This is a genomic window from Sporosarcina sp. Marseille-Q4943 (assembly GCF_943736995.1).
GTDB lineage: Bacteria > Bacillota > Bacilli > Bacillales_A > Planococcaceae > Sporosarcina.
Genome location: NZ_CALSFT010000002.1, coordinates 994,037 through 1,005,114 on the forward strand (window position 1 = coordinate 994,037; position 11,078 = coordinate 1,005,114).

The following is an 11,078-nucleotide window of genomic DNA, read 5'->3' on the forward strand; positions in this document are numbered from 1 at the left end:
ACTGTATTTCAAGCATGTCGGAGCGGAAAGGAAGGTGCAGCCATGACTGTAAATGAAGAAATTCGCGATGAAAGTATTATCGACGAAGAAAAACTGATAAATTCATTGGAACAGCAAGATATTAAAACGTTCCGTGATGAATATTTAACGCTTCACCCATATGATCGAGCTGTTTTCTATGAGAAGGTGGACATACATCATCGAAAAACGATGTATTTTTTCCTTTCTCCGAAAGAGTTGGCGGAAATATTCGAGACGAGTGAAATCGATGAAGACGAATATAAGCAGTTCCTTCAGGAGATGGACACGACTTATGCCGCGGACATGATTTCCCACATGTTCGTCGACAATGCGGTAGATGTCCTGAAAGAACTTGATAAGGCACAGATTGCCAGCTATTTGACATTAATGAACAAAGAAGCGGCTGCACAAATCAAATCCCTCTTGCATTACGAAGAATATACCGCAGGTTCGATCATGACGACGGAATATGTGTCGATTCCTCAATATTCGACTGTGCGATCTGCCATGACGATTCTGCGGAATGAAGCCCCGTCTGCGGAAACGATTTATTATGTGTTCGTCGTCGATGAGGATAATCGCTTGACAGGAGTCGTTTCGCTCCGTGATTTGATCATTACGGATGAGGACACGTTAATACAGTCGATCATGAATGAGCGCGTCGTCAGCGTGCTCGTCTCGGATGACCAGGAAGACGTCGCAAGGACGACCCAGGACTATAACTTGCTAGCGGTTCCGGTCGTCGATTTCCAGCAGCATATGTTGGGGATTATTACAGTTGACGATATTATCGACGTTTTAGATGAAGAAGCATCTGATGACTACTCCAAACTTGCTGCCGTATCCAATATGGACTCCTTTGATAAGACGTCGCTTTCAGCGGCAAAGAAGAGAATCCCTTGGCTGATCATCCTGTTGGTGCTCGGCATGCTGACCGCAAATCTGATTGACCTATTCACCGATACGATTTCGCAAGTCGCTCTGCTTGCCGCATTCATCCCGTTAATTGCCGGGACGGCCGGAAATAGCGGGACACAGGCGCTAGCGGTTGCTGTTCGCGGAATAGCGACTCGTGACGTTGAGGATGAGAGCAAGTTCAAACTGTTATTGCGGGAGGCCGGCACGGGGTTGATAACCGGACTCATATGCGCCATCTTTGTCGTCGGCCTCATTTTCATTTGGAAGCATGAATTCATCATTGCGTTGCTCGTCGGTGCGGCAATATTAGTTTCCATCTTTGTCGCAACAATTTCCGGATCGTTCATTCCGCTCTTCATGCACCGGATGAAAATCGACCCAGCCGTCGCGTCCGGCCCATTCATCACGACATTGAATGACGTTATCAGCATTATCATCTATCTCGGATTGGCAACGATGTTCATCGGCAGCCTCTGAACGGGAAAAGAACTTCATTCCCGTTAGGCGCATATACTACGGAAAAAGGGGGAATCAACATTTCCTACAATGAACCGTTGATATTTGTGCAGGGGCCTCCCGTCTATGTGAAGACGAAGGCATCCGTCTTTGAAGAAGAAAGCACGTCCGTCTTCGTCCCGAAAGATGAATCGATAAGGGAGACAATCGACATCAAGTCATCCGTCCAAACAGCAAGCCACGTTGTCAACCCCGCCATTATGCGCAAAATACGCTACTTGAACGAACCGTTCCAGAAGCAGGCATACTCACCGCTTCAATTCATCGTGGAAGGCGATATCGTCAAAGGTGCGATTCAAAAAGTGGAGGATGACATTTTGTGGATCGAATCCAATGACATGATAACTGAAATTGAAATAGCGAAGATAGAAGACGTCCTATGGCGCGGGCAGCCATTTGACACAAGATCATAAAAACAAAGCGGACCGAAGTAATCGGTCCGCTTTGTTTTTCGTCTCCTTTAAATCGAAAAACTGCCCGATCGGAATTCGATCGGGCAGAGTCAGCATCACAGGTTATTCCTTCAATCGTCGTCACAATCGATGAAAACGTCTTTCACGCATTGGATTCCACAGAAGCATTTCAAGTCGACTGTAACGCAAGTGCCTGTCGCTTCGAAGTTTTCTACTTCGCAAATTGCGTCGAGATCTAATTTGCCATCTTTGAACAAATCGACTCTACGTCCTCTGGAATCACGCGGTTCAAGTACTTGAATTGTTGCGCAGCAATTGTCGAAAATGTTTTGAACTCTGAAGAAAATCGAGAAACATGTTGCACAGTCTCTTCGACCTTGGTCGGAGGTTGTGTTATCACCATCATCGAACCTTCTTCTTCTCTTGAACATTGCTTTGAATGGATTACCTTTTTCGTCCAATAGCATGAACACACGCGTATTGGCCCGTTGTCGTGCAGGGCTTACAAGGCTACCGAGCGGAGTCAGGAAACAGTCGGTTCTGCAGTCGTCACAATCAAGATCATCCCGAATATCCTGCACACGCTTAATCGCGCGGACTACTTCGCAGATGCAATTGTCGTGGCGCCGCACATCCCGTACATCACCGACATCTTCATTTCTTCCACATCCCATTCATTCCACCTCCTTTTCTCAACTCCCTATACCTTATGCGTATGATTGCTCAGGGCTAGGGCAAACATCACGTAGTGAATAAAAAACTTGTGCAATCGCCATACTGTTAAAAAAAGGGGATGATGGATATTCGTCAATTGATAACGATGCTTTGCGTGCTTCTTCTGCTGTCCGGATGTATTCCAAATGAATATAAATTCGAGAATTATACAGATGAGGACACAAGTGAGGCGGAGGAGTTATTGAAGGGTGATGATCGAATCAAAGGGGTTGCTGCGCTTTTTCATGAAGATCATTTACTCGTTGGCATTCGTGTAAAGACCTTTTCCAGGTTCAATAAAAGGAAAATCGCCGCCGAAATGGAGAAGAAGCTCAAAAAAGAATATCCGGATCTCTCGGTCTTCGTTTCTGCAGACAGCAAAATTTTAACGGAAACGAATAAACTTATTTTGAAAAATGATGAAAGAGGTTTGAAGAAAAAAATCCATCATTTGATAACACTAGCGGAGGAAGAGACATAATGAACAAAGACAAATATGCAAAGCTCGAGCAGGGGATCACTCCGAAACCGCCGATCTTGAAAAATCTCATTAAAGCATTCCTCGTAGGCGGCACCATTTGTCTCATCGCCCAGTTCATTGCGCTATTCTATATGACTTTCTTCGATTTCACTGAACGGACAGCGAGCAATCCGACAGTAGCGACGATGATTTTCATTTCGATGCTGCTAACCGGATTTGGCGTCTATAAAAAAATTGGACAAGTTGGCGGAGCCGGTGCAGCAGTCCCGATTACCGGATTCGGCAACGCTGTCGTGTCAGCGGCAATCGAACATAGATCGGAAGGCTATGTGTTAGGGGTCGGAGGAAACATCTTTAAACTGGCGGGCTCCGTTATTTTGTATGGCGTATTTTCAGCCTTTCTCGTTGCACTCATCAAGACGATATTAGTGAAGGTGGGAGTCGTTTCATGGTAATGAAAGGCCTGTTGACATTCCCTTCGACACCTTCCATCGTAGCAACCGGCGTAACGGCAGGGCCGCTTGAAAAGAAAAGCGCTTACAAGACAAGTTTCGATAAGATGTTTGAAGATGAACGATGCGGTATGGAAACGAATGAACAAGGCCATGCAAAGCTGATGGAAGATGCATGTATGATTGCTTTGAGCAAGGTCGATAAAATACCGGCGGATGCCGATTTTTTATTGACTGGAGACCTCGTCAATCAGATGACGCCTTCGAGCTTCTTCGCGACAACTGTCGGTATTCCGTATATCGGCATGTTTTCGGCGTGCGCAACTTCGGTCTCATCTTTGCTCCTCGCTGCACTTTTAACAGAATCGGGAATGTCGAAACTCTCCATTGCTGGATCATCAAGCCAGCATAATGCGATTGAAAGGCAATTTCGGTATCCGTTGGAATATGGCGCGCAGAAAGGGGAGACAGCCCAGTGGACTGTGACTGCAGCAGGAGCAGCAGCTGTTGCGCCTTTCCAAGAAGGAGCTCCTTCCATAGAACGGGGAACGATTGGCATAGCGATTGATATGGGATTGACTGATCCATTGAATATGGGGGCTGCCATGGCACCTGCAGCAGCAGATACGTTGAAGCGGCATTTGGAGGGGCATGGGACTTCTGTGAACGACTACGATCTAATTATGACCGGGGATTTAGCGAAAGTGGGCTTTACAATTTTTAAGGAGCTCGCTAAAAACCAGGGGATAACGGAATTTGGAAACTTCAGTGACGCGGGTGTGGAGTTTTACGGCAACAACCCTGATTTCATGGCAGGCGCTAGCGGGGCGGGATGCTCAGCTGCCGTCTATTTTTCGGATGTCTATCAGAAGCTGATCGACAAAGAATATAAAAAAGTACTGTTAATTGCTACCGGGGCGCTGCTTTCCCCTTTGTCGTACCAGCAAGGCGATACGATTCCGTGCATCGCGCACGCGGTCGAACTAACGATGAAATGAGTGGTCTGATTGTTTTCGATTTACATTACCTCCTTCATAGTCGGCGGGCTAATTTGTGTCATCGGCCAGCTGATGTTTGACGTGGCAAAGCTGACACCGGCTCATACTCTTTGCACACTTGTCGTGGCGGGCTCCATTTTAGACGGTTTCGGCTTATATGAACCGCTAATTGATTTTGCAGGCACTGGTGCGACGATTCCAATTACATCATTCGGCAATGCATTGACCCATGGAGCTCTCGCCGAAGCTGAAAAACATGGCCTCATCGGTGTTTTGACCGGAATGTTTGAAGTGACGAGTTCGGGAATCAGCGCCGCCATCCTATTCGGATTTATCGCCTCATTTATTTTCAAGCCGAAGGGCACCATTTAAAATTTCCTGTGCAAACGCCCCCTTCTTCTCTCCGCTATCTGCATAGGATAGACGGAAGGGAAGGAGGGATTTTTTATGTTCGGTGGATGCTATCATGGCGGTTACGGCGGCGGAGGATATGGCGGGTATGGAAGAGGATATGGCGGTTCCACTTTCGTACTGATTGTTGTTCTCTTCATCTTGCTAATCATCGTTGGCGCTACCTTTGTCTAAGGAGGAGGGAGAAACAGTATGAATGACTCTTTTTTTAAAAAGATAGAATCGAAAACCGGCGTTCCGATGGAAGAAGTATTTGCATTGGCGAACGCAATCCAATATGCGGATTTCAGTGATGAGCGACAAGTGCGGAAAATCGTCCGAAAAGTAGGCCGGCTTGCAAACAAGGAAGTCCCACCGCATATGGAAGATGAACTCGTAAAATCAATCGTCAAAAACGGCAGCTCCGTAAACTTCAATGACATACAAAGAATGATGGGCCAATCCTAACCCGTATTACAACCTCTTACCCGTAAGACCCAGTGGAATAAAGACGTTCAACCTATGTAGTAGACCAGTGAAACTAGTAGAAATACATCATTTTACGATTATTTCTCATAACTATGTTTCATGTGTTATGAATATGGTTAAAGGGTATGTGAGGAAATAATGTAAAGGGGTGTGGGAAATGGGCTATATTCTACCGGTCCAGCCGATGCAAGCAGAAATTTACGCGAATCGAATGAACGCTGAACGCAATAATTTTGCATATGTCGATCGGGTGGAAAAAGTTAAATTCGATACGGATCTGATGGATAAATTCGAGGATTCGCTTCGCCATGAGCAAGAGCGGATTATGGAGGACAGGGAACCGAACGTTGCCAAATCCCGCCCTCCTTACTTGAAAGGATTCATTTATCCGAATCCTGCCAACCTATCGCCAGAAATTGCTCATCTCGTAGGAAAAGGCCTCACAGTGAACGAATACGCGTAAATGAATGAGAAAAGAGCAGAACTGAAACCAGTCAACGGTTTGCAGTTCTGCTCTTTTTCATTCGCAAAATCAATACTTATTGAGGAGTGATCTCCTTTTCCATCGCTCTGTGCGGAATATCCGCATCCATGAATTCGGGTGACGTAACCGTATAACCGAGCTTTTCATAGAATGGCACGGCATATGATTGTGCGTTCAGAACAATTTTCGTCATTCCCGCTAATTTTGCATGTTTTTCAAGTTCATGCATGATGAGGTTGCCGAGATGCTTCCCGCGCAATTCCTTCAACACACATACTCGCTCTACTTTACCGATTCCTGGACCGATTTCACGGATGCGCCCTGCTCCGATCGGCTGCCGATCATCATATACGATGAAATGGGAAGCGGTATTATCGAACTCGTCGATTTCAAGACTTAATGGTACCCCTTGTTCATCCACAAAAACTTTTTTTCGCACATCATACGCGTCTTCCCGTTCACGATCAGAACGGGCAATCTTCACTTCAATCAATCTTCAGCTTTCCTCGCCGAGACGGAAAGTTTCATAAACTGTCCATGACCCGTCCTCAAGTTGATAGAGAAGGTGGATGCGATCGATGATTTCGGTATGATCTACACCGAACATCTTGATCTGACCGATGATATCGTCATGCTCACCGGAACTTAGTTTTTGGGCGATTGTAATATGCGGAACAAAGGAATATTCAGGTTTTTCACCGAAAAAGTCTTCGTTCAGGTCTTTATGGAGTGAAAGGATTTCTTCATTAGGTGTCACTTTAAAGAAAATCGTATTGGTGATCGGTGCAAACGTGCTCACTTTTGATACTTTTAATTCAAAGGGTTTATGATTGCGAACAACCTTATGGATCGCTTCCGCCACTTGTTCGATTTCCTTATCGTCAGCTTCAAATACACCTTTGACGGTCATGTGAGGCGTGATAAGCGCATAATGTGGATCATAACGTTTCCTGTACCCATTTGCCAAATCTTGAAGTTTCTTTGAAGGGAAAGCTACAATACCATATTTCATTAGAAAAGACCTCCTCGTGAAATGATTGCATACATCTTGTAAGTAATTATAGCAGAATGAGCTACTCTTTGAAATGTTTGGCATCATTCGTATTGAAAGGATTCTTTAATCGCCCTTCGAATGTCTTGCTGCCAATACTTCCATGTATGGTTCCCCTTAAATTCTTCATAGAAGTAGGAAAACCCTTTTCTTTTGATCAACTTGTTTAAATCCCTGTTCGGCGTGAGGAAATCTTGGGTGCCGTCCTGCGTCGTTTTCACTTCTGTTTCCTCTTCGCCGATGACATGGTAGATTGAAAAAGAGGAAGGATCTTTCAAGGCTTCCACCTTCTCCATTACGTACTCATCTACATAAGGGGAATGGAGGATCACCTTGCCGAAGCAGTTCGGATATTTCAACGCGGTCAACAGTGAGATTGTGGCCGCCAACGAATCACCGATCAACCCCCGGCCTGCGCCGACTTGGTACGTTGGATAATTCTCATCGATGTAAGGGACAAGCTCATGCGCAAGAAAACGGATATAATCTTCATGCCGGTCGCCATCCGGGTGATACATCCTTCTGCGTTCCTCGACGCTTTTATACGGTATGCCGACGACAATCATATTATTTATGTCGCCTTCGGAAACTAATTCGTCCACTACCCGGCCAATTCTACCGTATTGAAAATAATCTTTTCCATCGGAAGCGATTAGAACTGAATACTTGTATAGTGGTGAATACTGATGTGGCAAGTGAATGAGAAGCTGCATATCCTCATCGAGCGCCTTGCTGTAAAAATGTATCTCTTCAATTTTTCCGTATTCCATCCGCAGGTCCTCCTAGTTGTTTGATGTAAGAAGATTGTAACATAAGCGAATGTACAGGTATAATGCTTGAATAGCTTGGTACATGGAAAAAGAAACAATTGCAAAATTGAATAAACATCTTAGCTGTCGCCGTCATATTATACGTGACGGACGCAGGATAGAATTGAGGAGGTAGTGATTAATGTTCACTGGAAAAAATATTGTCCACTCCGATGTCGTGGCAGAAGCTACAAAAGAAGCGTTAATTCGAAGAGGCGTCACATTGGAGGATATTGCAAAAATTGTTTATGAAATGCAGGTCCCTTATAACAAAGGGTTGGACCTTGCCGAATGTGTCGATTCAGTTGAAAGGGTGCTAAGAAAACGGGAACTCCAACATGCAATCCTCGTCGGAATCGAATTGGATGAGCTAGCAGAACAAGGGAAGCTATCCGCACCGCTCCAGCAAATCGTCGAATCGGACGAAGGACTGTTTGGCGTGGATGAGACGATCGCGTTAGGCGCCGTCTTCACTTATGGGTCCATTGCTGTCACTACATTCGGTCATTTGGATAAAAACAAAATCGGAATCATCAATGAGTTGGATACGAAAAAAGGGAAGGGCGTCCATACGTTCCTCGACGACCTCATTGCGAGTGTTGCATCATGTGCCGCATCCCGGCTTGCTCACCGAAAGCGGGATTTGGATGAAGCGGGCATCACGTATTTGGACGTAGATAGAAAAGGAAAAAAATAAGCCATATGGAGGAAGATGAAGATGATGTGACCCCTAAAAGTTAGAGTTTTATATTATGCAGCTAGTTGGCTGGTGTGAAGACGGTATTGAACCGGACTCATGCCAGCCAATTTCTGCTTGATCCGTTTGTTGTTGTAGTACTGGATGTATGCCTCAATAGCCCGTTTCAGTTCCTCATACGTGCGTAGGGGTTCGCCATGATACATCTCTTGCTTAAGTAATCCAAAGAAATTTTCCATGGGGGAGTTGTCCAGACAGTTCCCCTTCCGCGACATACTCTGGAACACCTTATGTTCTTTTAAGGTCGCAACCCAGTTTCCGTGCTGATAGTGCCAGCCTTGATCCGAGTGGATGGTAGTCCGGAATTTTGCGTTTTTTACGATGTCGAGGACTTCCTCTAAAGGTTTCATCACAAAATCAAGCGTCGGACGCATACTGATGCCATACGAAAGAATCTCCCCATTATACATATCCATCATTGGACTAAGATAGAGCTTTAGACCGTCTGAACACTTGAATTCTGTAATATCAGTGGTCAATTTCTGACATGGAATCGGGGTGTTGAACCGGCGGTTAATACGGTTTTTCACCACTGTACCGATAGTTCCCTTATACGAACTATACCGACGTGATTTCCTGGTGAACTTATTGCCTTTCAATCCTAGTTTTCGCATAATACGCTGCACCTTTTTATGATTAACTATGATGCCACGGTTCTTCAAATCTAGTTTAATCCTCCGGTAACCATAATTGCCCTTGTGTTCATTAAAAATAGATTGAATCTTATCTTCCAACTCTTGGTGCGGATTTTCCCTGCTCATTTGTTTTACATGATAGTGATATGAAGACTCAGGAATGCCTACAATCGGAAGTACATCCTTCAATCGGAATTCTTCTTTGAGTTCGAACGATAGCGCTGCTTGTGCTTTTCGAGATAGCCGTCCGGATCCATCTGAAAAGCTCGCAACTTTTTTAGGTATTCCACCTCCAAGCGGAGGAGTTCATTTTCCCGTTCTAATTTCTGTTCACGTGTCATTTCATCCTGTTGTGTTGGCTTCTGGTCCTTCTTGACGTTCTTCGCTTTATCAGACATGACTGGCCGTCCTTTCGGGTTGTCCAGGGCTTCAGCACCGCCTTCAAGGAATTTCTTCTTCCAATCACCAATCATCGAAGGATTCGTCAATCCGAAGTGAAGCGCAGTTTCTGGCTGCGAAGCGCCTGTCCTTTTCATAAAGCTTAGTACATCTAATTTGAATTGAACAGAATAAACTTCATGACTTTTCTTTCTTAGTAATCCCTCCGCGCCATACTTCTTGTAAACCAACACCCATCTTCTAATTTGTTCAGATGACTTAATGCCATACTTTTTAGCCAAAGTACCATAGCCAAGTCGTCCACCTAAATACTCCTGAACAATCATGACCTTAAATTCATCGCTATATTTAACCATAAGAAAACACCCCAAAAGTTAGATTGTAACTCTAACTTTTGGGGTGCACATCAAGATTCTTCATCTCCTTTTTTTCTATTGAAATCGCTTGCAATCTACTGAAAATTTTTAAGAAGGATTGACAAGCGATTAACCATTCGTGGTAGAATAGGTGTTAAGTTGCAAAACTATTATTCAAAAGGGGAGAAAGTAAGTATGAATAAAAAGAGATTCCATATTCTTGCATTCATTTCAATGATCGCGCTGCTTGTCCTTTCGGCGTGTAACTCGGATGATGCAAGCAAAGGGTCCGACTCAGGGAAAACAAAAGAAGATTACGATTTTCTAAGTATCTTGACGGGTGGTACACAAGGTACATACTACGCACTTGGGGGAGCGCTTGCTGATACAATCTCTCAAGAGACTGGCATTAAAACGACTGCGGAAGTTTCACAAGCCTCTGCTGCTAATATGACGGCTTTAAAAGACGGCGGCGCTGAAATCGCTTTCGTACAAACGGATATTGCTTACTATGCATCAAAAGGTGAAATGATGTTCGACGGAGAAGTCATCGACAACGTTTCAGCAATCGGTGCACTTTATCCTGAAACAGTTCAATTGGTTACATTGGAGAAGTCTGGCATCAAGTCGTTTGAAGACTTGAAAGGGAAAAAGGTCTCTGTAGGAGCACCTGGTTCTGGTACGTATGCGAACGCAGAACAGCTTCTTGAAATCCACGGGTTGTCAATGAGCGATATCCAACCGCAAAACTTGGACTTCGGTGAATCCCAAGAAAGCTTGCAAGCTGGACAAATCGACGCTGCATTCATCACTGCAGGAACTCCAACAGCCGCGGTTGAAGGTTTGAACGCTTCCGCTCAAGTTTACATCGTGCCAGTCTCCGATGAAAAAGCGGACGAATTGATTTCGAAATATCAATACTATGCAAAAGAAGTAATCCCTGCAGGAACATATGGACTTGCAAAAGACACGCCGACTGTTTCTGTTGGTGCGATGTTAATCATCCAAAACGATGTTCCTGAAGATCTAGCATATGAAATTACAAAAGCAATCTATGACAATGCTTCAAAACTGACACATCCAAAAGGCGCTTTGATCAAAGCGGAAACAGGACTTGATGGTATCGGGATTCCTGTTCACCCAGGCGCTCAAAAATACTTTGACGAAAAGAAATAATTGAATACAGACAAATAGT

At 44.7% G+C, this 11,078-nt stretch carries 17 protein-coding genes; 11 read left to right on the forward strand and 6 right to left on the reverse strand.

Annotated features, from left to right (window positions below):
- Positions 1 to 42 precede the first annotated feature (42 nt).
- A complete protein-coding gene (gene mgtE, locus NIT04_RS04785; protein WP_252502458.1) occupies positions 43 to 1,416 on the forward strand; it encodes a magnesium transporter in 1,374 nt (457 codons plus the stop codon).
- Positions 1,417 to 1,523: 107 nt separating this feature from the next.
- Positions 1,524 to 1,868: a hypothetical protein gene (locus NIT04_RS04790; protein ID WP_252502459.1), complete on the forward strand. Its 345-nt coding sequence runs from the start codon at positions 1,524 to 1,526 to the stop codon at positions 1,866 to 1,868.
- Between the two features lie 110 nt (positions 1,869 to 1,978).
- Here NIT04_RS04790 and NIT04_RS04795 read toward each other — a convergent pair whose 3' ends face one another.
- On the reverse strand, positions 1,979 to 2,542 hold the full coding sequence (locus tag NIT04_RS04795) for a CotY/CotZ family spore coat protein (RefSeq protein WP_252502460.1): 564 nt from the start codon (positions 2,540 to 2,542) through the stop codon (positions 1,979 to 1,981).
- A gap of 122 nt (positions 2,543 to 2,664) precedes the next feature.
- On the opposite strand from NIT04_RS04795, the gene NIT04_RS04800 reads away from it, so the two are divergent.
- The 7 genes from NIT04_RS04800 to NIT04_RS04830 all read left to right on the forward strand — a co-directional run bounded on the left by NIT04_RS04800 (position 2,665) and on the right by NIT04_RS04830 (position 5,855).
- The gene (locus NIT04_RS04800; RefSeq protein WP_252502461.1) at positions 2,665 to 3,063 is read left to right on the forward strand and encodes a hypothetical protein; all 399 of its coding nucleotides are present in this window, start codon (positions 2,665 to 2,667) and stop codon (positions 3,061 to 3,063) included.
- Positions 3,063 to 3,518, forward strand: a complete 456-nt coding sequence (gene spoVAC, locus NIT04_RS04805) for a stage V sporulation protein AC (RefSeq protein ID WP_252502462.1) — start codon at positions 3,063 to 3,065, stop codon at positions 3,516 to 3,518. Before NIT04_RS04800 ends, spoVAC begins: the two co-directional genes overlap by 1 nt.
- On the forward strand, positions 3,512 to 4,513 hold the full coding sequence (locus NIT04_RS04810; protein WP_252502463.1) for a stage V sporulation protein AD: 1,002 nt from the start codon (positions 3,512 to 3,514) through the stop codon (positions 4,511 to 4,513). Before spoVAC ends, NIT04_RS04810 begins: the two co-directional genes overlap by 7 nt.
- An 18-nt stretch (positions 4,514 to 4,531) precedes the next feature.
- Entirely contained in the window at positions 4,532 to 4,885 is a 354-nt protein-coding gene (spoVAE, locus tag NIT04_RS04815; RefSeq protein WP_371922519.1) for a stage V sporulation protein AE, read from the forward strand.
- 75 nt (positions 4,886 to 4,960) lie between these two features.
- Entirely contained in the window at positions 4,961 to 5,098 is a 138-nt protein-coding gene (locus NIT04_RS04820; RefSeq protein ID WP_252502464.1) for a YjcZ family sporulation protein, read from the forward strand.
- A gap of 18 nt (positions 5,099 to 5,116) precedes the next feature.
- A complete protein-coding gene (locus NIT04_RS04825) occupies positions 5,117 to 5,371 on the forward strand; it encodes a stage VI sporulation protein F (RefSeq protein WP_252502465.1) in 255 nt (84 codons plus the stop codon).
- 178 nt (positions 5,372 to 5,549) lie between these two features.
- On the forward strand, positions 5,550 to 5,855 hold the full coding sequence (locus tag NIT04_RS04830) for a hypothetical protein (RefSeq protein WP_252502466.1): 306 nt from the start codon (positions 5,550 to 5,552) through the stop codon (positions 5,853 to 5,855).
- Between the two features lie 76 nt (positions 5,856 to 5,931).
- Here the strand turns inward: NIT04_RS04830 and NIT04_RS04835 are convergent, their stop codons facing one another.
- The 3 genes from NIT04_RS04835 to NIT04_RS04845 all read right to left on the reverse strand — a co-directional run bounded on the left by NIT04_RS04835 (position 5,932) and on the right by NIT04_RS04845 (position 7,697).
- Positions 5,932 to 6,369 (reverse strand): GNAT family N-acetyltransferase, encoded by a 438-nt coding sequence (locus tag NIT04_RS04835; RefSeq protein ID WP_252502467.1) that lies wholly within the window; start codon positions 6,367 to 6,369, stop codon positions 5,932 to 5,934.
- 3 nt (positions 6,370 to 6,372) lie between these two features.
- Positions 6,373 to 6,888 carry a YjcG family protein gene (locus tag NIT04_RS04840; RefSeq protein WP_252502468.1) on the reverse strand — a complete coding sequence of 172 codons (516 nt, stop codon included), beginning with the start codon at positions 6,886 to 6,888 and terminating at the stop codon, positions 6,373 to 6,375.
- 83 nt (positions 6,889 to 6,971) lie between these two features.
- Positions 6,972 to 7,697 carry an esterase family protein gene (locus NIT04_RS04845; protein ID WP_252502469.1) on the reverse strand — a complete coding sequence of 242 codons (726 nt, stop codon included), beginning with the start codon at positions 7,695 to 7,697 and terminating at the stop codon, positions 6,972 to 6,974.
- Between the two features lie 181 nt (positions 7,698 to 7,878).
- On the opposite strand from NIT04_RS04845, the gene NIT04_RS04850 reads away from it, so the two are divergent.
- Complete coding sequence (locus tag NIT04_RS04850; protein WP_252502470.1) at positions 7,879 to 8,433, forward strand: phosphatidylglycerophosphatase A; 555 nt, start codon at positions 7,879 to 7,881, stop codon at positions 8,431 to 8,433.
- Between the two features lie 53 nt (positions 8,434 to 8,486).
- Here NIT04_RS04850 and NIT04_RS04855 read toward each other — a convergent pair whose 3' ends face one another.
- Together NIT04_RS04855 and NIT04_RS04860 are read right to left on the reverse strand one after the other, a co-directional pair.
- On the reverse strand, positions 8,487 to 9,413 hold the full coding sequence (locus tag NIT04_RS04855; RefSeq protein ID WP_252503183.1) for an IS3 family transposase: 927 nt from the start codon (positions 9,411 to 9,413) through the stop codon (positions 8,487 to 8,489).
- On the reverse strand, positions 9,314 to 9,883 hold the full coding sequence (locus NIT04_RS04860) for a helix-turn-helix domain-containing protein (protein WP_252502293.1): 570 nt from the start codon (positions 9,881 to 9,883) through the stop codon (positions 9,314 to 9,316). The genes NIT04_RS04855 and NIT04_RS04860 overlap by 100 nt, the downstream gene beginning before the upstream one ends.
- Positions 9,884 to 10,078: 195 nt before the next feature.
- Here NIT04_RS04860 and NIT04_RS04865 point away from each other — a divergent pair, with 195 nt between their 5' ends.
- Entirely contained in the window at positions 10,079 to 11,059 is a 981-nt protein-coding gene (locus tag NIT04_RS04865) for a TAXI family TRAP transporter solute-binding subunit (protein ID WP_252502471.1), read from the forward strand.
- The last annotated feature ends 19 nt before the right edge of the window (positions 11,060 to 11,078 follow it).

Excerpts from the sequence above, each read along its gene's own strand:
- mgtE (WP_252502458.1), top strand. The coding sequence starts at position 43 with ATGACTGTAAATGAAGAAATTCGCGATGAAAGTATTATCGACGAAGAA.
- NIT04_RS04795 (WP_252502460.1), bottom strand. The coding sequence starts at position 2,542 with ATGGGATGTGGAAGAAATGAAGATGTCGGTGATGTACGGGATGTGCGG.
- NIT04_RS04800 (WP_252502461.1), top strand. The coding sequence starts at position 2,665 with ATGGATATTCGTCAATTGATAACGATGCTTTGCGTGCTTCTTCTGCTG.
- spoVAC (WP_252502462.1), top strand. The coding sequence starts at position 3,063 with ATGAACAAAGACAAATATGCAAAGCTCGAGCAGGGGATCACTCCGAAA.
- NIT04_RS04810 (WP_252502463.1), top strand. The coding sequence starts at position 3,512 with ATGGTAATGAAAGGCCTGTTGACATTCCCTTCGACACCTTCCATCGTA.
- NIT04_RS04820 (WP_252502464.1), top strand. The coding sequence starts at position 4,961 with ATGTTCGGTGGATGCTATCATGGCGGTTACGGCGGCGGAGGATATGGC.
- NIT04_RS04825 (WP_252502465.1), top strand. The coding sequence starts at position 5,117 with ATGAATGACTCTTTTTTTAAAAAGATAGAATCGAAAACCGGCGTTCCG.
- NIT04_RS04830 (WP_252502466.1), top strand. The coding sequence starts at position 5,550 with ATGGGCTATATTCTACCGGTCCAGCCGATGCAAGCAGAAATTTACGCG.
- NIT04_RS04840 (WP_252502468.1), bottom strand. The coding sequence starts at position 6,888 with ATGAAATATGGTATTGTAGCTTTCCCTTCAAAGAAACTTCAAGATTTG.
- NIT04_RS04845 (WP_252502469.1), bottom strand. The coding sequence starts at position 7,697 with ATGGAATACGGAAAAATTGAAGAGATACATTTTTACAGCAAGGCGCTC.
- NIT04_RS04850 (WP_252502470.1), top strand. The coding sequence starts at position 7,879 with ATGTTCACTGGAAAAAATATTGTCCACTCCGATGTCGTGGCAGAAGCT.
- NIT04_RS04860 (WP_252502293.1), bottom strand. The coding sequence starts at position 9,883 with ATGGTTAAATATAGCGATGAATTTAAGGTCATGATTGTTCAGGAGTAT.
- NIT04_RS04865 (WP_252502471.1), top strand. The coding sequence starts at position 10,079 with ATGAATAAAAAGAGATTCCATATTCTTGCATTCATTTCAATGATCGCG.